Here is a 22,552-nt window from a genome sequence, read left to right as displayed (position 1 = left end):
TTATCTCTTTTGAGACTTGAGGATTTTAATTATTTGCTCACATATGGAAAGGGATTGAGTTGAAAAGGGATCGACCCGGGTGATGTTTTCCATCGAGCGAAGCCACGTCAGCTGTCGTTTGGCAAGCTGACGCGTTGCGGCGATGCCGGCAAGCCGGAATTCATCGTACGTGCGCCTGCCCCCGAGATATTCGATGGCCTGACGGTAACCCACCGCACGCATGGCCGGGCTTTCGGGATCGAAATCCGGCCTTGCCATCAAGCCTTTCACTTCATCGAGAAAACCTGCGGCCAACATGGCGTCGAAGCGCTTTTCAATCAGCTCATGAAGGCGCTTGCGGTCCTCGGGCACCAGTGCCACCGTCGCCATCGGGAATGCCGGGCGAGCTTCGCGCCGATGAAAGCTCGAGAGGGGCTTACCCGTCATGCGGAAGACCTCGAGTGCACGGCCGATCCGCTGCTTGTCGTTGGGCGCGAGCCGCGCCGCCGTCTCCGGATCACAGATCCTCAGCATTTCGTGCATGGCGGGCCAGCCGAGTTTTTCCGCCTCTTCGGCGACGCCTGCCCGAATCTCAGGCGACGTCGTCGGCATTTCGTCTATCCCCTCGCGAAGCGCTTTGGCGTAAAGCATGGTTCCGCCCACAATGAGCGGAATCCGTCCTCTTCCCTGGATTTCGTGCACAAGCCTTGTGCAGTCCGTCACGAAGTCTGCGGCGCTGTAGGGTTCGTTGATCTCACGGATATTGATGAGATGGTGCGGCGCTGCCCGGAGTTCTTCCTCTGTTGGCTTAGCGCTCCCGATATCCATCCCCCGGTAGACCAGAGCAGAGTCAATCGAAATGATTTCCACGGGGTACTTTTCCGCGAGCTTCAAGGACAACGCGGACTTTCCGGATGCCGTGGGTCCGAGCAGAAGCAGAGCAATCGGCTTTTCCGTCATCAGCGCCCCCTCATGAAAAGACGATCCAGCTCTTCCATGGAAAGCGCCGTCCAGGTGGGGCGTCCGTGGTTGCACTGATCCGCCCGCTCTGTTTTTTCCATATCCCTCAGAAGCTGATTCATTTCAGGGATGGAGAGCCTTCTATTCGCGCGGAACGCACTGTGGCAGGCCATCGTTGAGAGGATCCGATTGCGGAGCACTTCAATTGCTTCCGACTGGTCGTACTGATGGAGGTCGTCGAGCACCTCCCGCAGCAGTGCCTCAAGCTCAGGCACAGGCGTGTCCGAGAGCATGGCCGGAATGCTCCTCAGCACCACCGCCTGCTGATCAGCCCCCGTGGCATCCAGACCTAATTTTCCTAATTCCTCGACATGCTCCTCAAAGGCCGCATACTGCAGAGGCGTCACGCGAACGACGAGCGGAATCAGAAGCGGCTGCACTGCCATGCGGCTTTCATCCATCGCTTTCTTCAAGCGCTCGTAAAGCACTCTTTCCGCAGCCGCATGCATGTCCACGATGACGAGGCCTCTCGCGTTTTCCGCAAGAATGTAGACGCCCCCGATCTGCGCCACGGCGTGACCAAGTTCGCCCGCGCCGTCCGTCTGTGCGCCGTCGCTGCCGTCGGCTTCTTCGAAAATGTTCGCGCTCGCAGGCTGCAGCTCCTGAACCTTTGTCGGCTCAAATGACGGGAAAGGAGGAACGACTGGTACGTCACGCCTGGGGCTTTCCTCTCGTAAAGGCATTTCAGATTCGGACTCGGCCTCTCCCTTGTCCGGCGTCAGAGTAGTTTTTGCGCCGAAAAGCGCCATCGCACGATCCACCGCCTGCGGGGAAGGTCTTTGTGCGGACGGATAGGCAAAGGGCATCGGCGCTGCGGCGAGTTGCGGTTCCGGCACTTCCTCCGGCGCACGCTCTCCCCTGGCAGTCCCGCCCAAAATTGAGCTCTCGCGTCGTTCCGGAACGGCCCCGGACCTGGCAGAAAAAGCGCTGTCGGCAAAGGCCGGCCGTCCTTCATCGGACGAAAGCGGCGGCGCAATGACGGCCTTCACGGCCTGCGTGACAAACTGATGCACCCGACCCGATTCCCTGAAGCGCACTTCCGTCTTTGTCGGATGCACATTGGCATCGACTTCGTCAGGAGGGAGCTCGAGGAAGAGGCAGTACATCGGCTGCGCCTGACCGTGAAGCACGTCCTCATAAGCAGCCCGCACGGCATGCGCCATCACGCGGTCGCGGATAAAGCGGCCGTTCACAAAAAAGTACTGCGCCTCCGTGCGCGTTCTGGAAATGGTGGGAAGCCCGATCAGCCCGGTAAGCCGCCATTTCCCGGACTGCGCATCCACTTCGCGCGAAGCCCCCCGGAAGTCCTTCGGCATCAGATCGGCGATGCGTGCGGCGTGCGACGCCCCGCGCTCGAGACGCATGGTCTGCCGGCCGTTCGTGAAGAGCGTGAGCGAGACCGACGGGTTCGCGAGTGCAATGCGCTCGAGCTGCGTCACCACATGCGCATTCTCAGTGCTCTCCGACTTCATGAACTTGCGCCGCGCCGGCGTCTTATAGAAAAGATCCTTCACTTCAATGCGCGTGCCGGGCTCCATGCCGGGGGCGGGCTCAACAGCTCCCTCATGAATCTGCCACGCCTGATTTGCCTCGGGCGTTCTCGACTGAATGCGCAGATCCGCCACGGACTCGATCGATGCGAGCGCTTCGCCGCGAAAGCCGAGCGTCACCACATGTTCGAGCTCTTCGAGCGACTTCACCTTGCTTGTCGCATGCCGCTTCAATGCCAAAGAGAGCTCATCCTTCGGAATGCCGCAGCCGTTGTCGGAAACGAGTATGCGCTGGAGCCCCCCGCCCTCAATGCGCACTTCAACGCGGTCGGCTCCGGCATCGACGGAATTTTCAACGAGTTCCTTAACAACGGAAGCCGGACGCTCAATCACCTCGCCTGCGGCGATCTGACTGATGAGCTGAGAGGAAAGTTCTTGAATGGAACGGCGGGGCATTGATGTTGAAACCAAGAGTACGCTGCCCTCAGGGCAGCAAATGCAAAGTGTTACGGGTGTTGCATGTGAGGATTAAATCCTGGCATGCGGTAAGGAGCGCTAAAGCGTCATCCCGTTATGATAGGGGGCCCGACAGGGAATCCTTCGGGATTCTGGCTTTTTCCTTTACAGAAATTTTGACGTTTCCGACCATGGACATCTTCGGACTGATTGTTGAGCTTTTCACCAATGCCGACCATTTTCTCGTGTCGCTTGCGACAAACTACGGCACGCTCATCTATGTCGCGATGTTCATCATCTTCTTTCTGGAAACGGGATGCGTCGTCATGTCGTTTCTGCCGGGCGATTCGCTCCTTTTCGTCGCCGGCACCGTTGCTGCCGCGGGTACGGCGAGTCCCTGGATGATCATGCTTGCCGTCATTCTCGGTGCAATCTTCGGCAATTCCGTAGGCTATGCGACCGGGAAATGGCTGGGAAACAAAATTTACGACGGCAACATCCGTTGGCTGGATGCGAAAAAGCTTCAGCATGCGCACGAGTTCTACGTCTCGCACGGCGGCAAAACCATTCTCCTCGCCCGTTTCGTGCCCATCATCCGCGCCTTTGCGCCGCTGGTTGCCGGTGCGGCGCGAATGGACGGACTGCGCTTTGAACTCTTCAGCGGCGCGGGCGCGGTCCTCTGGGCCGTTTCCATTGTCGGCGCAGGCTACCTCTTCGGCAACATTCCCTTCATTCAGCAGAATCTTTCGAAAATTCTGCTCCTCGGCATCCTCGCCGCCATCTCCGGTCCCATCATTGTGGGCTTTGCCTGGAAGTGGTTCCAGAAGTTCCAGGAATCCAAGGCGGCAAAGTTCTGAAAGGCCCCTCCTCTCAGGGATAATCGTCATTATTCCGTCATATTTTTGAGCCTAGAATAAGAGGAAAATCACATCATTTTCTCTTCTTCTGCAGAATGCCGATGACGGAAAAACAAAATCAAGAAGCCGCTGCCGCCGACCCGAAGACGGCTGCTGAAACGCCCGCTCAACTTCAAAAAACGGCTGCGCCCGAAGTTCCGGCGCAGGAGGATTCTGCTGCGCCTGCAGCGGCCAGGAAAACAGCCAAAACGACGAAGCCCGCGGCGCAGAAAAAGCGTGCGCCTGCGAAAAGCCGGACGCCCCGCCGCACGCCTCAGACGCAAAGCGACGACGTTCCGCCGCCGCTTCCTCCCGTTGAGGGCGTTCCGGACCTGAACGACCCGCTTCTATACATCAATCGAGAACTCAACTGGATTGAATTCGACCGCAAGGTGCTCGACGAAGCTTGCGACCCGAAAACGCCGCTCCTTGAGCAGCTCAAGTTTCTCGCAATCTTCCACAACAACCTTGACGAATTCTTCATGGTTCGCGTGGCAAACATCATCCGCCAGTTCAAGATCGGCGCACCGTCGACCTCTGCGGACGGACTCGCGCCCGTGAAGCAGCTTGCCGAAATCCGCCGCCGCGTTCTCGGCATGCTCACGCGCGCCCAGAACCATTGGAAGATGAAGCTCCTTCCGGAGCTTGCCAAAAAGGGCATCAACATCGTCCGCTACAAGGATCTGACGGTCAAGCAGAAGGATTTCCTTGAGGGGTATTTCTTGAACGAGATTTATCCGATCCTCACGCCGCAGGCAATCGACGCCGGCCACCCGTTCCCCACCATCTCGAACATTTCGATCAACATCCTGATCGAACTCGAATCTGAGGACGGCAACGTCCGCTATGCGCGCCTCAAGTGCCCGAACAACATGCCGCGCTTCATCTTCGTGCCGCGCACGAAGGAATCCGCCTATGCAGAGCTCGGCTTCAATTCGAACGGGCGCGACGACGACATCATCCTGATTGAGGATCTGATCCGCGAGCACCTCGACAAGCTCTTCAGCGGCCACAAGGTGAAGAAGTCCTTCATCTTCCGAATCACGCGCAACACGGACCTCGAGATTGAGGAAGACGAAGCCGACGACCTTCTCGCCGCGGTGAAGGACTTCATCGATCAGCGGCGCTTCGGCGACGTGATCCGCCTTGAAGTGGAGCACGGGTCAGACCCGGCGCTCACCAACTTCCTTACGGAAAAGCTCGATCTGCTGCCCTTCCAGGTCTTCCGCATCAAGGGCCCGCTTGCCATGAGCGAATTCATGCCCCTGATCGGACTTGACCGCCCGAATCTGAAGGATGCGCCCTATAAGGGGCTTGAACCCGCCTTCATTGCCGAAGGCGACGTTTTCCCGACCATCAAGAGCCACGACGTCTTCCTCTACCATCCGTACGAAAGCTTCAACGGCGTGCTTGAATTCATCCGCGAAGCGGCGAGCGACCCGCAGGTCGTAGCCATCAAGCAGACGCTCTACCGCTGCGGCAGCAACAGCCCCATCGTCGCGGCGCTCATTGACGCGAGAAGACGCGGCAAGCAGGTAACGGCCGTCGTTGAGCTCAAGGCCCGCTTTGACGAAGAGCGCAACATCAACTGGGCGGAGGAAATGGAAAAGGCGGGCGTCAACATCGTCTACGGCTTTGCCGGCCTCAAGATTCACGCGAAGCTCTGCCTTGTCGTGCGCCGCGAGTCGGAAGGCATGTGCCGGTACGTCCACATTTCCACCGGAAACTACAACCCGGGAACGGCGAAGATCTACACCGACTATGCGCTCTTCACCGCCAACCGCGACATCTGCTCGGACGTCTCCGACCTCTTCAACGTCATGACGGGGTATTCCGATCAGACGAAGTACCGCGAGCTCGTGGTGTCGCCCCACAGCACCCGGAACGCGATCATTGCCCACATCGAGCGCGAAATCGAGTGCCATAAGAAGTCGGGAAAAGGCGAAATCATCCTCAAGTGCAATCAGCTCGTTGACCGCGCCATCATCCGCACGCTTTACGCTGCAAGCCAGGCGGGCGTCCGGATTTCGATCGTCGTGCGCGGCATCTGCTGCCTGCGTCCCGGCATTCCGGGGGTGAGCGAAAACATTACGGTGAAGAGCATCGTGGGGCGGTTCCTCGAACACGCCCGCGCCTACTACTTCCGCCATGGCGGCAATCCCTTCATGCTGATTGGGTCTGCGGACCTCATGCCCCGCAATCTGGACGGCCGCATTGAGGTGTTGACGCCCGTGCTCGACAAGAACATCCGCGACCGCATCAAGGCAACGCTCGATCTGCAACTTGCCGACAATGTGCAGAGTTGGGAGCTCTTGAGCGACGGGAGCTACAAGCGCCTTTCGGTCCCGAAGAACGGCAAGGCCGTCGACTCCCAGTCGGTGCTGGCGAAGCATTACGGCTGGGCGGAATAACGCTCCATAAAAGCCAGACGGCGCGTCTCCCCGGAAGGAAGCGCGCCGCCAGAAAATTTCAGAAGAACGCGCCGGATGACTTTCCAGCGCATTCTTTTTTCGTCTGAAGCCCAGAATTATTTGGCTTCAGCCGTGAGCGCCACGAGGCGCAGCGTCACAGCAAGGCTCTTCACCCAGGAAGACATCGGCATGAATTCGCAGGAACTGTGGAAGTTGTGCGCGCCGGTGAAGTAGTTGGGGGTCGGGATGCCCTGCGTCGAAATGAAGGAGCCGTCCGTACCGCCGCGCATGGCGAGATTGATGGGCTTCACGCCTTCAATCGCCATTGCTTCGCGCAGGAGATCCACGCAGGCGCTGTTCTCGGGCTTGATAGCGTCGGCGATGTTGCCGTAGACGTCTTCAAAGGAGAGCGCAAACTTGGCGCGCGGATAACGAACCTTCAGGTATTCAACGGCAGCGGCAATAAGCGCCTTCTTGGCCTTGTAGCCTTCGAGGTTGTGGTCGCGGATCTTGAGCGAAACCGAGCAGCGCGAGGGACCGCCCGAAATGCCGTTCACCCAGACGAAGCCCTCGGTACCTGCGGTGCATTCCGGGGTCTGCGTGCGGTCGAGCATACCCATGAAGTCATGCGCAGCCAGAATGGGATTGACGAGAACACCCTTCGAAGACATCGGGTGCGCCGTCACGCCCTGGATCTCGAGCTTTGCGCTGCCGGCATTGAAGGTCTGCCAGACGATTTCGCCCAGTTCGCACGAGTCGATCGTGTAGGCAAAGTCGACCGGGAACTTCGTGAAATCGATCTTCTTCGAGCCCATGAGGCCGATTTCCTCGTCCGGAACGAACGCCACCCAGATGTCGCCGTGCGGGCGCTTTTCTTCCTGAATGACGTGGAGCGCCGTCATGATGTTGGCGATTGCGGACTTGTTGTCGGCACCGAGCACCGAAGTGCCGTCCGAAACGACAAGGTCGTCTCCCTTATAGCGCTCAACCTCAGGATGCTCAGACACGCGCAGCCAGAGATCCTTCTCCTTATTGAGGCAGATGTCGCCGCCCTGGTAGTTGTGAATCACCTGGGGATGCACTTCTGGCGAGAGGCCCGCATCCACCGTATCGAGGTGAGCGCACCAACCGACCTTAGGGGCCTTGCTGCCGGCAGGGAGGTTCGACGGCAGATGCGCCGTCACGACGGAGTATTCCGACACTGCGATATCAACGAGACCCAGGCCGTCTAGCTCCTTCGCGAGAAGTTCGGCAAGGGTACGCTGGCCCGGCGTGCTCGGCACAACCTTCGCCTTCGGATCGCTCTGGCTCGTTACCGCCGCATAACGCAGAAAACGTTCAAGAAGCTCCTTCTTGACATCAATCATTTTTGTCTCCTCTTGGTGTCACCCAAAGAGAAAACGCGCCCCATCCGGCAAGCCGCCCTTCAAAACGAAGGGCGGTCTGAGATCCGGGCGCGTCTTCCGATTTGGGCTTTATTTACTTATCCGCGCGCTCTTCTAGCACGGCTACCGCCGGAAGCGTCTTCCCTTCAAGGAATTCAAGGAAAGCGCCGCCGCCCGTGGAAATGTAGGAAATGCGGTCTTCAACGCCGAACTTGTCGATCGCGGAAACCGTATCGCCGCCGCCCGCAATCGAGAAAGCGCCGTGGTCGGTCGCTTCGGCAATGGCGTAGGCGAGCGCCTCGGTGCCCTTTGCAAAGGGAGCCATCTCGAAGACGCCCACCGGGCCGTTCCAGACGATCGTGCCCGCAGAGCGGAGTTCCTTCGCGAGGAGCTTCGCCGTTTCGGGGCCGACGTCGAGAATCATCTCATCGGCTTCGACGTCGTCGACGCCGCAGACGCGGTTGGGCGCATCTGCCGCAAAGGCCTTGGCGGCAACAACGTCAACCGGCATCGGCAGCGCTGCGCCCTTCTTTTCCAGAATGGCGAGCACCTTCTTGCATTCGTCCACAAGGTCGGGCTCCGCGAGAGACTTCCCGATCAGATGACCCGCAGCCAGAAGGAACGTATTGAGAATGCCGCCGCCCACGATCAGGCGATCCACCTTTTCCGCGAGGTTCGAGAGAATCGTGAGCTTCGTGGAAACCTTGGAGCCCGCGACAATGGCAGCGAGCGGGCGCTTCGGGGCTTCAAGGGCCTTCGTGAGCGCATCAATTTCCTTCGCCATCAGGGGACCCGCGCAGGCAATCGGCGCAAAGCGGGCAACGCCCACTGTGGTCGCTTCCGCACGGTGCGCCGTGCCGAAGGCGTCGTTCACATAAACGTCGCAGAGCGCCGCATACTTCTTCGAGAGCGCTTCGTCGCACTTCTTTTCGCCCACGTTGCAGCGGCAGTTTTCCAGAATCACCAGATCGCCCGGCTTCACATCGACGCCGTCAACCCAGTTCTGAACGAGCGGCACCTCGCGTCCGAGGAGCTCGCCGATGCGGTCGGCCACTACCTGCAGCGAATCGGCAGGCAGAAGTTGACCTTCCTTGGGGCGGCCGAGATGGCTCGTCACCATCACGGCAGCGCCGGCAGCGAGCGCCATGCGGATCGCCGGGAGGCTCGCCTCAATGCGGGCGTCGTTCGTAATCGCGCCTTCATCGTTGCGGGGCACGTTGAGGTCGCTGCGGATCAAGACGCGCTTTCCGGCAAGAAGGCCCTTCTCAGCCAGTTTTTCAAGAGTATTTACATGCATTCTGCATTCTCCTCATTTTTGAAAAATATGATCAATCCAAAGAGCATGATCTCGAACGTAAGATGATCTTAAATGATTGTCATCCTGATACATATAAGATGGACAAGCAAATGACGGGCAAACGTCCTTAACTGGATCAATAATTTTTATTTTTGGATAAGCCCTGCCAATCATGCTTACCATTTCATTACCTTCTCTCCAATGGGAATTCACAGTCCCGTCGATGGAGGGAAGCTTATTGAAAAACATCCTATTTTTAATATGGAATTGATTTTTCCAATCATCCATCCACGGCAAATCCAATATCACATAAACATATTCTGCGATTGGATCGCCATTTATTTTCACGAAAAGCGAATTAATGGCAAAATCAAATCCACCCTCATCTAAAGGAATAGTATTTTGTCCATCAATACTAACTAAAGAATCTTCATGCAAATAGCGTCCGAACATATTTGCATAAACAATCTTTCTAAATTTTTTCGTCCCAAGTAAGATATCTAACTGTCTACCAAATTGCCGACAACTTTCGGTTCGACTTAAATTAATTTGGCCTAAAACAGCTGGAGAAGTCAGACAGCCTCGCTTCGTCAAGAAAACGCCGCCTATGCCACTGGTACGTGCCAAACGAGCAACCCTAGGAGCGTATTGCTCTATATGAGAATCTCCAATAAACAATATTTCAGGTTTTCCGTCTCTCGTTTTTTTAAGGGGAATTCCATTAATATTAAAATCCATTAAATCTTCGTTATAAGACCAATCCTTATCAGCGTCTCCAATCATTTGCACAAAAGCAACTGGGCGATCGGGCAATCCTTTGGTAAACCTTAGAGTCTGACCTACAGCAACGCAAGCAAGCAACGCACAGGCCAGTCCAGCTACGACTCTCTTCCCGAGAATACCGGCGCTCATTCTTCTGATCGGATTTTCAACCCAAACATAAGTTGCTGCAGCCACAAGAAAGGACGCCGCAACCGCACAGATGGTTTGCAGAACAGTAGGCTCGTCGATCGTAATATTCAGGAATGAAATAAAAGGCCAATGCCAAAGATATAATGAATAACTAATAAGCCCTATAAACACGACGGGCTTCAAAGTCAGCCACCGATTAACCACAGCCTCTGATCCAGCTGCAATCATCAGCATTGCGCCACCAACGGGCAGCAACGTACTTATCCCAGGAAATACCGTTGCATGATCAAAAAAGACGTATGCGCAGGCAATCATGCAGAATCCAATAATAGACATTGAATTCGTCGCTGCTGACGTCAGTCTATTACTGTGAAAATTCCAGAATTCCGTTGCATATGCAAGAAGTATGCCAGCCCCTAATTCCCAGAACCTAGTCAATGGAAAATAAAAATTAAAGGTCTGATCCCGGACCAAAAGACATCCCACCAAGGATGCCGTGGTAATGCCAAAGACTAAAAACCCGATTCCTGCCGTTCCCTTTCTTAGCTTCCAAACAGCCCAGCATAATAATGGGAACACAATATAGAACTGCTCTTCGATGGCTAAGCTCCATAAATGGAGCAGCGGCGTTTCAATGACATTCGGAGCGAAGTAATCTCCGATCGTCTTCAGTAATCTGAAATTCTGATAGAAAAATGCACTCGAATATATAGACTTCCCCAAGTCTGAATATTCCGACGGCAACAGAACAAACCACCCGGCAACTGCGACCGCCAGCAGCAGAACAATTAAATTCGGGAAAATTCTTCGAACGCGCTTGGCATAAAAATCGAAATAATCGATTTTATTATTTAATTTTAATTGCCTGAATAGTATTCCAGAAATCAAAAATCCTGAAATAACAAAGAAGATATCAACACCAACGAAACCGCCAGGCAATAAATCAGGAAATGCGTGATAGAGCACTACTGGAATCACTGCCAGTGCTCTCAGCCCGGTAATGTCTGCACGCCAGTAATGCGGTTTCGGAGTCGTCATCAACAAAAAAGTAAAAAAGCCGCACTCTGCCAACAGGCGGAATGCGGCTTGTGGCAATTCAAAGCATCAAAACGCGCTTATCTGAATTACTTCGCAGCCATCATGGCGCAGGCCGTATCGAGCATGCGGTTGGAGAAGCCCCACTCGTTGTCGTACCAGGCCATCACCTTGACCAGACGCCCCGACACCTTCGTGAGGGTCGCGTCGTAGATCGAGCTGTGCGGATTGTGATTGAAGTCGCAGGAGACGAGCGGCAGATCGTTGTAGCCGAGGATGCCCTTCAGTTCGCCTTCGCTCGCTTCACGCAGGATCGAATTGATTTCATCGATCGTGGTGTCGCGCTTCGCGAGGAACGTGAGGTCAACGAAGCTCACATTGATCGTCGGCACGCGGACGGCGAAGCCGTCGAGGAGGCCGTTCAGTTCCGGAAGCACAAGGCCCACAGCCTTCGCGGCACCCGTCTTCGTCGGGATCATGGAGTGGGTCGCAGCGCGGGCGCGGCGCAGATCCTTGTGGTAGACGTCGGTGAGCACCTGGTCATTCGTGTAGGAATGAATGGTCGTCATGAGACCGCGCTCAAGACCAATCTTCTCCTGCAGGGGCTTCACGAGCGGAGCGAGGCAGTTGGTCGTGCAGGAGGCGTTCGACACGACGATGTCGGTCGCCTTGAGGGTCTTCTCATTGACGCCGTAGACGATCGTCGCATCGGCGGTCTTGCCCGGAGCGGAGAGAAGCACCTTCTTCGCGCCCTGCTCGATATGGGGCATCGAAAGCTCCTTCGAATTGAAGGCGCCCGTGCATTCCATCACGAGATCGACGCCGAGATCCTGCCAGGGAAGCTCGCGCGGATTGCGCGTGCCGAAGACATGGATGCGATCGCCGTCAACGATCATGTCCTTGCCGTCGACCTCAACCTTGGAGCCGAAGGGGCCGTGCACGGTGTCGTAGCGAAGGAGATGCGCATTCACCGTCACGTCACCCGGGGAGTTGACGGCCACGATTTCAATGTCGTGCTTCTTGCCGTACTCGTAGTGGGCGCGAAGAACATTGCGGCCGATTCGGCCGAAGCCATTGATAGCGACACGAATTGTCATGTTTTCTGTTTCCTAATAATGGTGGTGGTGACGGTTGAATTACTTGAGAAGCCCTTCGACCTTGGCGACAACGTTTTCGACCGTGAAGCCGAACTTCTGCCAGAGGTCCTTCGCGGGCGCGCTTTCGCCGAAGGTATCGACGCCGAGCACGTCGCCGCGGCCGGTGAAGTACTTCCACCAGAGGTCCGTGCGGCTCGCTTCCATCGCAAGGACGGGCGTGCCGGGCGTCAGGATCGACTCGCGGTATTCCTTCGTCTGACGGTCAAAGCGCGACGTGCAGGGCATGGAGACCACGCGGGCCTGGATGTTGAGAGCCGCAAGCTTCGCGCGGGCTTCCATGGCGAGACCCACTTCAGAGCCGGTCGCAAGGAGAATGACCTGCGCCTCGCCCTTCCCGAGCGGCGCTTCCGCGGCAACGTAGCCGCCCATCGCGATTGCGTCGGCATCCACTTCATCGCGGTCCACAAAGGGGAGGTTCTGACGCGAGAAGATGAGGCAGGAAGCGCCGTCGCGGCGCTCGATGGCGCTCGCCCAGGCAACGACCGTTTCAACGGTGTCGGCCGGACGCCAGACATCCATGCCCGGAATCAGGCGCAGGGACGGAATGTGCTCGACCGACTGGTGGGTCGGACCGTCTTCGCCGAGACCGATCGAATCGTGCGTGAAGACGTTGATCGCGCGCAGATTCATGAGGGCCGACATGCGAAGCGCATTTCTCGAATAGTCGGAGAAGGTGAGGAAGGTGGCGCCGTAGGGGATGAAGCCGCCGAAGAGCGCAATGCCGTTCAGAATCGCCGACATGCCGAATTCTCGCACGCCGTAGCTGATGTGGCGGGCGTGGAAGTCGCCCGTGTTGAGGCTCTTCACGTCCTTCCAGTTGGTGAGGTTCGAACCCGTCAGGTCGGCTGAGCCGCCGAGGAGTTCAGGGAGGGCGGGCGCGAGCGCATTGAGAGCCTTCTGGCTCGCCTTACGGGTTGCAACCGTTTCCTGCGCTTCCTCGGCCGCGCAGACGGCGTCCATCACGACCTCGTCCCAGTTTTCGGGGAGGTCGCCGGCAAGCCGGCGCGCGAGTTCCGCGGCTTCCTTCGGATAAGCCTTTTCATAGGCCGCGTACATTTTGTCCCACTCGGCTTCAACGGCCTTCCCGGCTTCGCGGTGATCCCAGGCCTCGTAGACCTCTTCGGGGATCTCAAAGGGACCGTAGTTCCACCCGAGCGCAGCCTTCGTGGCGGCGATTTCCTCGTCGCCCAGCGCTTCGCCGTGCACCTTCGCCGTGCCCTGACGGTTGGGAGAGCCCTTGCCGATCGTCGTCTTCGCGATGATGAGAACGGGCTTGTCTTCCGAGGTCTTCGCTTCAGCGATCGCGCGGTCCATGGCGTCGATGTCGTGGCCGTCGACGGGCCCGATCACCATCCAGCCGTAGGCTTCAAAGCGCTTTCTCGTATCGTCCTGGAACCAGCCGCGGACGTCGCCGTCGATCGAAATGCCGTTGTCGTCATAGATCGCGATGAGCTTGTTGAGATGCCAGACGCCGGCGAGCGAGCAGACTTCGTGGCTGATGCCTTCCATGAGGCAGCCGTCGCCCAGGAACACATACGTGCGGTTGTCGATGACGGGGAAGCCCTCGCGGTTGAATTCCGCGCCGAGAAGCTTCTCGGCGAGCGCCATGCCGACGCCGTTCGCAATGCCCTGCCCGAGGGGCCCCGTCGTCGTTTCGACGCCCGGGGTTACATGCACCTCAGGGTGACCCGGGGTTTTGCTGCCGAGCTGACGGAAGGCCTTGAGGTCATCCATCGAGAGGTCATAGCCCGTCAGATGCAGAAGCGCATACTGCAGCATCGAGCCGTGGCCGTTCGAAAGGATGAAGCGGTCGCGGCCGAGCCACTTCGGATCAGCGGGATTGAAGCGCAGATGGCGCGACCAGAGCGCCGTGGCGATATCTGCCATGCCCATCGGCATGCCGGGGTGGCCGGACTTGGCTTTCTGAACAGCATCCATGGCGAGCGCGCGGATCGCGTTCGCCATCATCTGGGGAGAGACCTTTGACATGTGAAGTCGTTCTCGGTGAGTAGAGAAAATATGGCAGGGGCCGCTCAATGAAATAGAGGCCCCTCACTGAATCTAATATTTTAACATTCAGGGACCTTTTTCCCGAATCCTGTTTTCTCCCAGTCCGTCATGTCATTGCCGCGCTTTTTCGTTGATGCCCCGACCGACGCCTTTGCTTCAGGCGCCTCCTTCACGCTTCCCGCCAAAGCCGCTCACCATGCCGGCCGGGCGCTGAGGCTTGCCGCCGGCGAACGGGTCGAAATCTTCAACGGATCCGGATTCGCCTGGTCGGGGCCCATTCGCTTTTCTGCCGATGCCGCATGGGTGGAAATTGATGCCGTGACGGAAAAGGCAAACGAATCCCCGGTCTTCATGACCCTCGTTCAGAGCCTTGTTGCCCCGGAAAAAATGGAGTGGATCGTGGAAAAAGCCGTCGAAACCGGCATTTCCGCCATTCTTCTGGTTCCGGCAGAACGATCCGTCACGAAGCTCGCGGGCGAAAGACTGGCAAAGCGCCTCTCAAGACTCACGGACATCGCGCGCTCAGCCGCGGAACAATGCGGAAGAAATGTCGTTCCGACAATCTCGGCAACGCCGACGCTTAAGGCCGGACTGGCTGAAGCGGAGGCTGAAGTACGCCTCATGCTCGCCCCGGGCGCAGAAGCCGGGATCCCGGCGGCCATTCGACCGGGACTTCATTCCGCCGCTTTTGCCGTCGGCCCGGAAGGAGGCTTCACCGACGCGGAAATTGAACTCGCTAAAGCTTCGGGCTGGGTGCCGATGCTTCTCGGGCCCCGGGTTCTCAGAACGGAAACGGCAGGACTCGCTGCCGCCTGCTGGCTCGAATCGATTGCCGGAGACTTCCCGCGTTAGGCGCTCCGCCCCCCTCAAAAGATCAATTGACCCGGGTTTTGCCGCTCTCGTCGGGAGGCAGATTCTCCATCGGCGCGGCGGGCCGCTTTTCGCCTGCGGCGCTTGACGCCTGGAGCTGACGAACCTTGCCTTCCTTTTGAGCAAGCTTCGTCTCCACTACGCCCGTCACTTCCGTCCACTCCTCAAAGCCCAGCTGCTTCACGCCGGCGCGATTTCTCACGAACTCCGGTCCCGTACGCTTCCTTCTCGAAAGCTGCACGGCGTGATCGGAGTCGCCTCCGGCCGCAACCAGCATGCGGCTTCTTTCCTTAAAGACCCTCTCGGAATACCCGCCGTCGGAAGGCTGATTCGCCGCGCCGAAATAGAATTTAAGCGCTTTCTGGACGCTTCCCGTACGCGTGATGAGGCGCGAAAGAATGGAAGTACCCACAACCAGCGACGGATAGGGCTCAAGCGCCGCTTTAGAGCCGCCGAAAGCATGGAACTTTTCGGCATGCACGCGCGTCATTACCTGCATGAGGCCTTCCGCACCTGCACGGCTCTTCGCCTTGGGATTGAAGCTCGATTCCACAGCGGCGACGGCGAGAATAAGGAGCGGGTCGACATCAAAGCCTGCGCCGATTTCCACTGCCCAGGTCGTAAGCTGCTCCGCTTCGGCCATAGGCACGCGATAGCTGCGGGATATATAAGTCGCAACTTCCTTTTCAGAGACGCTGAGCGCGTCTTCTTTTTCCGCCGGCACCCCATTCGGGTGAGCCTCTTCCCACTGAGCGATGAGCGCATCGGCACCCGCATCAGCGGCTTCGGCGGACTGATCTGCGGGCGCTTCAACGGCAGCCTCAGTCTTCACGGGCTCTGTCGTATAGCCCGCGAAATGAAGACCGATGGCAGCCGCAACGCCGAACGAAGCGAGGACGCCCGTCGGCCAGAAGCGCTCCAGAACGGGCGCTTTCTTCTGGGAATTAATAGCGGATGAGGAAGCGTTGACTTTTTTCTTCATAAATCTGGGCGGCGGCAGACTCCCCTGAAGCGACGCGACGAAAAAAGCTCAGCTTCACCAGAGAGACAATGATGCGTTCCTGCGGGGACAGGGAAAAAACGCATCTGGTCTGCGTGTAAGCGGTTTCAAGGCCTGTGATGCGCGCTAGGCGCATCCGTTATGTCAAGCCGAACCACTTTTGCCTGGGTTCTTCAAATGGATATCCAGTCCGTTGTTCTTAGGGTTTTCTCGCATAGTAGAGACTGGAACTGCCCGGAGATTAGCAGAAAACCCATTGGAAGTGGACAACAATAATTTCATTTTCTTTATAAATCAAACTATTTCGCTTTCCCAATCCTGTGCACCCGATTTTGCCGGCAGCATTCCGCCTGGATTCCCCGGGCATAGAATGAACGGATATGCCTTGCATCACAAGCCTCCCGGAGGCGGCAGGAGAAAGAAAAAATGAAGCGCAAACCCATTCATCGCGGAGGCATTGTCTCTGCCGGCTACGACCCGACGCGTCGCTATCTTGATGTGGAATTCGACACGGGAAGAATTCTGCGCTGCGAGTCCGTAGGCTCCGAAGTCGCAGACCGCTTTCTGCATTCCGGTTCCCCTATGACCTACTGGCGCGAGGAAATCGAAGACGTCTACACCATTCACGAGGTGTCCGCGAGGGAGAGCGACGAGGAGAAGCCTGTCGCCAAAAAGAGCATTGACGATCTGAAGCGCCTTTTCGGCGATCTCTGAAAAAAGCTCCTTTGGGGTATAGAGAATTCTGTTTCTCAGACGCGAAGCGGCGCTTCAATGGAGCGCCGCTTTTCTTCTGCGCGTTAGTGCGCAAAGAAGATTGTTGCGAGACCGAGGAAGATCAGGAAGCCCCCGGAATCCGTCGTAAAGGTAAGAAGCACCGAGCCGCCCATGGCCGGGTCGCGGCCGAGGCGCTTCAGAATAAGCGGCACCGCCATGCCGACGACCGCGCCCTGAATGATGTTGAAGAACATCGCGAGCGCCATCACGCACCCAAGGAGCATTCCCTGCGGAGAATCCCAGTAGAGCGCCCAGGCGCAGGCGCCGGCGATGCAGCCCCAGAGAATGCCGTTGATGAAGGCGACGCCGATCTCCTTCTTCCAGATGTCGATGGTGTTGGCCATCGTCACCTGCCCCATGGCGAGCGACCGTACGAGAAGCGTCAGCGTCTGATTGCCGGAATTCCCCGCCATGCCGGCGACGATCGGCATCAGGGCCGCGAGCGCCACCACGCGCTCGATGGTGCCGTCAAAGGCGGAAATCACGCGTGAAGCAAAGAACGCCGTGCAGAGGTTGACGCCGAGCCAGAGCCAGCGGCTCTTGGCCGAAGACCAGACGCTCCCGTAGATATCCTGTTCATCATCAAGACCCACCGCACCGAAGGCATCCTCTTCGCTTTCCTCGCGGATCACGTCGACCACTTCGTTGACGGTGAGGCGGCCAACGAGGCGCCCTGCTTCATCCACCACCGCCGCGCTCACAAGGTCGTAGCGTTCGAATGCCTGCGCGGCGTCGCTCGCGGAATCAAGCGGATTGAGCGTGAAGGCCTCCGTCTGCATGATGCGCTTCACCTGCTTGGCCGGGTCGTTCGTGAGCATCTCGACCAGAGAGAGCGTGCCCTTCAGTCTCCCCAGACGGTCGACCACGAAAATCTGGTCCATATGGTCTGGAAGCGTCTTAAAGCGCCTCAGGTACCTGAGCACCATGTCGACCGTCACTTCCTCGCGGATCGAGACCATCTCGAAGTCCATGCGCGCACCGACGGACTCCTCCGGGTACGACATGGCGGCGCGCAGCTGTGCGCGCTCTTCGTGCGAAAGCCCTTCCTGAACCTCCGCCATCACGTCGGGCGGGAGGTCGTCCACCAGGTCGGCGATCTGGTCGGTATCGAGCGTTTCGACCGCGTCGACGAGCTCGTCGCGATCCATCGCGTCGATCAGGGTTTCGCGAACGCCCTCGTTGACTTCAAGAAGAATGTCGCCGTCAGACTCGCTCTGGACCTGATTCCAGACGGCGAGACGGTCATCGAGCGGCAGGGCTTCGAGCACCCAGGCAATATCCGCAGGATGGAGGGGTTCCAGGATGTCCCTCAGTTCCTGCGCAGCCTCGGGCGTAATGGGACGCGCCTCTTCGTGCTCGCCTCCGCGCGCCTTCAGAAGCGCCTTCGCCTTGTCCTCATCTTCTTCGAGGATTTGCTCGACGCGCGCGAGCGCACGGCTCGCTTCATCCGAATCGAGCGTCGGCGTGCTTTCGTCCTCTTCAATGAGCTTTCCGGCTTCTTCCTCACGGCTCATTGTCAGATCCCCCTGATTGGGCTTTAAGCGGTTGATTCGGACTGCTGCGTCGCGCGTGGAGGAAGAATGTTCGGCCGGCACGCACGCCGCAAAAATCCCCCGTGAGGGCGCCTCGGAATGGACTTCCTGAGGCGCCGCTCCTCAAGGGGTGCAGAAATTCGCTCGAGAGGTTATCACACGGATATGACGCCGGCGAGAAAAACCTCTCTTTTGCGCTTTTGGATTGAGAGCTGCGCTTATGGTCAGGCCTCAGTTCCCTCCGCGGTCTTCTCCGCTGCCGCCTCCTTGTCGGATTCTTCCGATGCGCTTTCGTCCGGCGCATCGTCGAGCGCCTCCTCGAGCGCGCCTTCTTCTTCAGGCGTGAGCGCTTCGTCGAGAATCCGCACGAGCTGAGCATCCATCACCAGGTCGACGAGATCGCATCCGAGAATGCGGAGCTCCACCTTGCGCCCGCGCGGAAGATCCTCGGGGAGCCCCGGCACGCGCTGCATGAAGGGGAGCCGATCGATGCGCACAAGGTCGCCCTTGACGACGATCGCCTCAATGGTCTTCAAGCCTTCCTGCAGAATCCAGCGAAGCGACCAGTAGCGCTCCATCCGGGTCTGGAAGTCGGAATAGAGCCCGTAGATGTTTTCAAACTGGCTCACGATGGCGAAAAGGTCGACATCGTTTCTCGCATAAGCAGGCGGCTCGCCCTTGAGAACCGTAATCATCTGACGCTGGTTCACCAGGTCTACGTAGCGGCGGAGCGGCGACGTGCTCCAGGCATAACGCAGAACGCCCAAGCCGTCGTGGGGCCCGGGAGACGTGCTCATGCGCACGCGTCCCATTCTCTGGGAGCGGTAGATGCCTGCGGTATCGTGCTCCTCGAGCCAGAGTCCCCAGGTGCTGTTCGCAAAAATCATGAGTTCAGCAACAAGGAGGTCGAGCGGTGCGCCGCGGCGGCGGCCGCGCACGTGAATGACGGCATTTTCGCCTTCGCCCTCAAGCGCAAAGTACCAGTCGACCCGTCCGACAGGTTCCGGGCGGCCGCGCACTTCCTCGCGGCCTTTCTGCAGGTGCTTCGCAAAGTGCCAGAGCCAGGCGATGTCGTCCGCGAAGGGAAGTTCGAGCTTTCCTTCCTCAATGGCCTCTTCGGTCACGAGGTCGTCGATCTTGTCGTAGCGGAGGTTGGCCTTGAGCGCAATGCGCTCGAGCCGCGTTTCCGTCTTTTCCACGGCGAAGGTGTCGTCCTTCACCCAGGCATAAAGCGAGAGGCAGGGAACCATCACGCCTTCGTCTAGGGACGCCGCCTTGATCCAGTTTTCCGGCAGCATCGTCGTCTTGAGGCCCGGTGCATAAACAGTGCTCATGCGGGCCTTGGCGACGTCGTCAAGACGCGAGCCGCGCTCGATCATGAGAGCGGGTGCAGCGATATGAATGCCCACGCGCGTGACGCCGCCCTCGAGATGCTTCACGCTCGCCGCGTCGTCCACTTCGGTCGTGTCCGAATCGTCGATCGAGAAGGCGTCCACATCCGCGACGGGAAGATCGTCCCAGGCCTCCTTAGGAGGCTCCGGGAGGTCCGCCGGGAATCCGCGGCCGCGCGGGAAATTGGCCGCATAGAAACTATCGACATGCCAGCGCCAGGGCGACGCGATGCCGCCCAGCGCGAGCATGAGGCGGAGCGGCGTCTGCCGCGTCTCGGCAGCGGCGTCGGAGAGCGCCTTCCATTCGATCGAATTTCTGTCGGGCGACACCAGAAGCATGAGCGCCTGGCGTCCGATCGCCTCGGGGAGCTTCCCTTCGACCATCTCTTCAATCCAGGCCTTCTTCTGCTCTTCCTGCCGGCGGCGGCGCTCAAGGGCCTCGAGCGCTTTCTGAAGAATGTCTTCCGGAGCCTTCCGGTAGACGCCCCGGCCCTTCCGGTAGAAATAGACGGGATTGGCATGGAGCGTCGTAATGAGCGCCGCCTTTTCGACGGGGCCCGGGTTTTCGCCCCAGTATTCCTGAGCGAGGTCGAGGTAGGAAAATTCCTCCTTGGGCGCGGCTTCCCAGAGGAAGGCCGGATCAAGTTCCTCAGCCGCCTCCGGAATCCGGGCGATCAGCTCCGACGCAGACGGAGACTCAAAGGAAAAAAAGACGTGCGACGCCTTGATCTTGCTGCGGCGGCCGGTCGTGAGCTCCACCTGATAGGCGCTTCCCGCCTGAGAGAGCACCGTACCCGCCTTGAAGGCGCCGTCATCTTCAAAATAGAGATACATAACGATTAAACCTGCATCCCGCGCCCTTATCGCCCGTATCGGAGGTGAACGCCGGAAAAACTAAATGCTTTGAAATTTCCTGAGGGCGTTATTGTGCCCGAACTTTTGCCGCCATCCGTCTTTCAAAGAAGGCTCTGACGTGAGGAAGATAGCGCGCGAAGCGCTGCATTCTGTGGTCGTCGCCGACGGATAGGATCGCGGGCGACTCCATAAGCGCCTTTCTCGCGAGCCGGTAATCGAGCACCTCGTCGGCCGTGGAGAGGAGCGTGAGCGCATCCGCGGGATCCCGGGGCCTGGGCGGAACTTCACGGCTTAAAGCGAGAAGTTCCCCGGCAAACGTGTCCATGACGAACACTTTTCTCCCAGTCCCGTAAACCTCCCGCTCGCCCGTCTGCCCGGCAACAAATTCCCAGGGGTTGAGGCAGGGATTGACCGCAGCCGCCGAAAGCGCAAAGCGGTTCGCAAGCCTCAGCGCATAAAACCCCCCGAGGGAGGAGCCGAGAACCAGGGTTCGCCCGCGCCTCTCCTCTGAAATCGAATCCATCAGGCCGGTCAGGAGCCGGTCAGCCTCCCGGGGCGAGAGATTGAGGTCGGGAGCGAGAAAATCCCAGCCTGAGGCCAGAGCCTCCTCGCGGAGCTCCCGGCCCTTGGCCGAACCGGGAGAGGAAAGAAAGCCGTGGAGATAGATGACGAGGGGTTTAATTTCAGTCATTCCTCTGACCCCGGAATCCCTGAAGGCGGAGCGACTTCTCGGCGAGCTTCGCGAGGAGCTTCCCGTGAATGCCGCCGAAGCCGCCGTTGCTCATGCAGAGAATGACATCCCCGGGCTTGGCTTCCGCCACGACCGTGTCAACGAGCACATTGAAGTCGTGCGTTACGAATGCGCGGCTTCCGAGCGCCTCGAGCGCTTCCTCGGGCGACCAGCGCACGCCCGCGCCCGCAAAGCAGAAAATTTCGTCCGCGTCCTTGAGCGCACCCGCGAGCTCGCCCTTCATGGTGCCGAGCTTCATCGTATTGCTCCGGGGCTCGAGCACCGCAAGCACGCGCCGGCCGCGATACTTCGAGCGAACGCCCTCGATCGTCTCGCGGATGGCTGTCGGATGGTGCGCAAAATCGTCGATGACGACGCAGCCGTTTTCTTCGCCGCGCACTTCCTGTCGGCGATGAACGCCGGGGAAGCGCTTGAGCGCTTCAATCGCCGCCTCGGGCGAAACGCCGGCAGCATGCGCCGCAGCCACGGCCGCAAGCGCATTCAGTTCGTTGTAGCGCCCGGGCATGGCAATCTCAATATGGCCGACCGCCTCGCCCTCGAACGCCGCTTCGCCGCCCTCGGAAAGGGACCACCCGTTTTCCGCGCCGAAATCCGCATCAAAGCGCTCAAGCCGCGACCAGCAGCCGCGCGCCAGAACCCGGTCAAGCGCCGGACTTCTGGCGTTCGCGATCACCGTCCCTTCGCCCGGCATGATTCTCACGAGATGATGAAACTGCGTTTCAATAGCCGCGAGATTGGGGAAGATGTCTGCATGATCGTATTCGAGATTATTGAGAATCGCGATCCTCGGGCGGTAGTGCACGAATTTGCTCCGCTTGTCGCAGAAGGCCGTGTCGTATTCGTCGGCTTCAATGACAAAAGGTGCGGAAAGGTCGCCGAGCTCGGCGGACTTTTCGCCCCAGCAGGGCAGCCCCCCGATGAGGTATCCCGGGCGGAAGTCCGCTTCCTTCAGAATCCAGGCGAGCATCGACGTGGTCGTGGTCTTCCCGTGCGTGCCGGCAACGGCAAGCACCTCGCGGCCCTGAAGGATGTTTTCGCTCATCCACTGCGGACCCGATGTATAGGGGAGCCCGGCATTGAGAATGGCTTCAAGCAGCGGATTCCCGCGGGAAATGGCATTCCCCACGACCCAAAGGTCGGGCGAAAGCTCAAGCTGCTCAGCGCCGTATCCCTGGGTGATTTCGATGCCGTTCGCAGCGAGCGCGTCGCTCATCGGCGGATAAACATTCTGGTCGCACCCGGTGACGCGGTGGCCTGCCGCGCGCGCGAGCTGCGCGACGCCGCCCATGAAGGTGCCGCAGATGCCGAGAATATGAATATGCATTTATGCC

General features: G+C 58.6%; 16 protein-coding genes. 4 read left to right on the top strand and 12 right to left on the bottom strand.

The genetic code is table 11. The features are described 5' to 3' along the window. Together miaA and mutL are read right to left on the bottom strand one after the other, a co-directional pair. Positions 1–939, bottom strand: coding sequence for a tRNA (adenosine(37)-N6)-dimethylallyltransferase MiaA (miaA, locus tag FG381_RS09395; RefSeq protein WP_139688557.1), 939 nt, complete (start codon positions 937–939; stop codon positions 1–3). Then, a complete protein-coding gene (mutL, locus tag FG381_RS09390) occupies positions 939–2,945 on the bottom strand; it encodes a DNA mismatch repair endonuclease MutL (protein WP_139688556.1) in 2,007 nt (668 codons plus the stop codon). Before mutL ends, miaA begins: the two co-directional genes overlap by 1 nt. 191 nt (positions 2,946–3,136) lie before the next feature. On the opposite strand from mutL, the gene FG381_RS09385 reads away from it, so the two are divergent. Both FG381_RS09385 and ppk1 read left to right on the top strand, forming a co-directional pair. Next, the gene (locus FG381_RS09385) at positions 3,137–3,802 is read left to right on the top strand and encodes a VTT domain-containing protein (RefSeq protein ID WP_139688555.1); all 666 of its coding nucleotides are present in this window, start codon (positions 3,137–3,139) and stop codon (positions 3,800–3,802) included. A gap of 101 nt (positions 3,803–3,903) precedes the next feature. After that, positions 3,904–6,252: a polyphosphate kinase 1 gene (ppk1, locus tag FG381_RS09380; RefSeq protein ID WP_174857862.1), complete on the top strand. Its 2,349-nt coding sequence runs from the start codon at positions 3,904–3,906 to the stop codon at positions 6,250–6,252. Between the two features lie 116 nt (positions 6,253–6,368). On the opposite strand, the gene pepT is transcribed toward ppk1, so the two are convergent. From pepT to tkt, 5 genes are all read right to left on the bottom strand, one after another. Then, a complete protein-coding gene (gene pepT, locus FG381_RS09375) occupies positions 6,369–7,619 on the bottom strand; it encodes a peptidase T (protein ID WP_139688554.1) in 1,251 nt (416 codons plus the stop codon). A gap of 112 nt (positions 7,620–7,731) precedes the next feature. Further along, positions 7,732–8,934 carry a phosphoglycerate kinase gene (locus FG381_RS09370; RefSeq protein WP_139688553.1) on the bottom strand — a complete coding sequence of 401 codons (1,203 nt, stop codon included), beginning with the start codon at positions 8,932–8,934 and terminating at the stop codon, positions 7,732–7,734. Positions 8,935–8,946: 12 nt separating this feature from the next. Beyond that, positions 8,947–10,941 (bottom strand): acyltransferase family protein, encoded by a 1,995-nt coding sequence (locus FG381_RS09365; RefSeq protein WP_139688552.1) that lies wholly within the window; start codon positions 10,939–10,941, stop codon positions 8,947–8,949. A 29-nt stretch (positions 10,942–10,970) separates the two neighbouring features. Next, positions 10,971–11,978, bottom strand: coding sequence for a type I glyceraldehyde-3-phosphate dehydrogenase (gene gap / locus FG381_RS09360; RefSeq protein WP_139688551.1), 1,008 nt, complete (start codon positions 11,976–11,978; stop codon positions 10,971–10,973). A 39-nt stretch (positions 11,979–12,017) separates the two neighbouring features. Then, positions 12,018–14,027 carry a transketolase gene (tkt, locus tag FG381_RS09355; protein WP_139688550.1) on the bottom strand — a complete coding sequence of 670 codons (2,010 nt, stop codon included), beginning with the start codon at positions 14,025–14,027 and terminating at the stop codon, positions 12,018–12,020. Between the two features lie 129 nt (positions 14,028–14,156). On the opposite strand from tkt, the gene FG381_RS09350 reads away from it, so the two are divergent. Further along, on the top strand, positions 14,157–14,900 hold the full coding sequence (locus tag FG381_RS09350) for a 16S rRNA (uracil(1498)-N(3))-methyltransferase (RefSeq protein ID WP_139688549.1): 744 nt from the start codon (positions 14,157–14,159) through the stop codon (positions 14,898–14,900). Between the two features lie 22 nt (positions 14,901–14,922). Here the strand turns inward: FG381_RS09350 and FG381_RS09345 are convergent, their stop codons facing one another. Beyond that, the gene (locus FG381_RS09345) at positions 14,923–15,900 is read right to left on the bottom strand and encodes a transglycosylase SLT domain-containing protein (protein ID WP_139688548.1); all 978 of its coding nucleotides are present in this window, start codon (positions 15,898–15,900) and stop codon (positions 14,923–14,925) included. A gap of 444 nt (positions 15,901–16,344) precedes the next feature. Between FG381_RS09345 and FG381_RS09340 the strand changes: the two genes are divergently transcribed. Beyond that, positions 16,345–16,632, top strand: coding sequence for a KTSC domain-containing protein (locus tag FG381_RS09340; protein ID WP_139688547.1), 288 nt, complete (start codon positions 16,345–16,347; stop codon positions 16,630–16,632). Positions 16,633–16,715: 83 nt separating this feature from the next. Here the strand turns inward: FG381_RS09340 and mgtE are convergent, their stop codons facing one another. From mgtE to mpl, 4 genes are all read right to left on the bottom strand, one after another. Beyond that, positions 16,716–18,206: a magnesium transporter gene (mgtE, locus tag FG381_RS09335; protein WP_139688546.1), complete on the bottom strand. Its 1,491-nt coding sequence runs from the start codon at positions 18,204–18,206 to the stop codon at positions 16,716–16,718. 242 nt (positions 18,207–18,448) lie between these two features. After that, on the bottom strand, positions 18,449–20,449 hold the full coding sequence (locus tag FG381_RS09330; protein ID WP_139688545.1) for a ribonuclease catalytic domain-containing protein: 2,001 nt from the start codon (positions 20,447–20,449) through the stop codon (positions 18,449–18,451). Between the two features lie 88 nt (positions 20,450–20,537). After that, complete coding sequence (locus FG381_RS09325) at positions 20,538–21,161, bottom strand: YqiA/YcfP family alpha/beta fold hydrolase (protein ID WP_139688544.1); 624 nt, start codon at positions 21,159–21,161, stop codon at positions 20,538–20,540. Further along, positions 21,154–22,545 carry a UDP-N-acetylmuramate:L-alanyl-gamma-D-glutamyl-meso-diaminopimelate ligase gene (mpl, locus tag FG381_RS09320; RefSeq protein ID WP_139688543.1) on the bottom strand — a complete coding sequence of 464 codons (1,392 nt, stop codon included), beginning with the start codon at positions 22,543–22,545 and terminating at the stop codon, positions 21,154–21,156. Before mpl ends, FG381_RS09325 begins: the two co-directional genes overlap by 8 nt. Positions 22,546–22,552: the final 7 nt, after the last annotated feature.

This window comes from Sutterella faecalis, from assembly GCF_006337085.1.
Classification (GTDB): Bacteria; Pseudomonadota; Gammaproteobacteria; order Burkholderiales; family Burkholderiaceae_F; genus Sutterella; species Sutterella faecalis.
This window is presented reverse-complemented; position numbering and strand designations above follow the sequence as displayed.

Coding starts and splice junctions, on each gene's coding strand:
- miaA (WP_139688557.1), bottom strand. CDS start 939: ATGACGGAAAAGCCGATTGCTCTGCTTCTGCTCGGACCCACGGCATCC.
- mutL (WP_139688556.1), bottom strand. CDS start 2,945: ATGCCCCGCCGTTCCATTCAAGAACTTTCCTCTCAGCTCATCAGTCAG.
- FG381_RS09385 (WP_139688555.1), top strand. CDS start 3,137: ATGGACATCTTCGGACTGATTGTTGAGCTTTTCACCAATGCCGACCAT.
- ppk1 (WP_174857862.1), top strand. CDS start 3,904: ATGACGGAAAAACAAAATCAAGAAGCCGCTGCCGCCGACCCGAAGACG.
- pepT (WP_139688554.1), bottom strand. CDS start 7,619: ATGATTGATGTCAAGAAGGAGCTTCTTGAACGTTTTCTGCGTTATGCG.
- FG381_RS09370 (WP_139688553.1), bottom strand. CDS start 8,934: ATGCATGTAAATACTCTTGAAAAACTGGCTGAGAAGGGCCTTCTTGCC.
- gap (WP_139688551.1), bottom strand. CDS start 11,978: ATGACAATTCGTGTCGCTATCAATGGCTTCGGCCGAATCGGCCGCAAT.
- tkt (WP_139688550.1), bottom strand. CDS start 14,027: ATGTCAAAGGTCTCTCCCCAGATGATGGCGAACGCGATCCGCGCGCTC.
- FG381_RS09350 (WP_139688549.1), top strand. CDS start 14,157: ATGTCATTGCCGCGCTTTTTCGTTGATGCCCCGACCGACGCCTTTGCT.
- FG381_RS09345 (WP_139688548.1), bottom strand. CDS start 15,900: ATGAAGAAAAAAGTCAACGCTTCCTCATCCGCTATTAATTCCCAGAAG.
- FG381_RS09340 (WP_139688547.1), top strand. CDS start 16,345: ATGAAGCGCAAACCCATTCATCGCGGAGGCATTGTCTCTGCCGGCTAC.
- mgtE (WP_139688546.1), bottom strand. CDS start 18,206: ATGAGCCGTGAGGAAGAAGCCGGAAAGCTCATTGAAGAGGACGAAAGC.
- FG381_RS09330 (WP_139688545.1), bottom strand. CDS start 20,449: ATGTATCTCTATTTTGAAGATGACGGCGCCTTCAAGGCGGGTACGGTG.
- FG381_RS09325 (WP_139688544.1), bottom strand. CDS start 21,161: ATGACTGAAATTAAACCCCTCGTCATCTATCTCCACGGCTTTCTTTCC.
- mpl (WP_139688543.1), bottom strand. CDS start 22,545: ATGCATATTCATATTCTCGGCATCTGCGGCACCTTCATGGGCGGCGTC.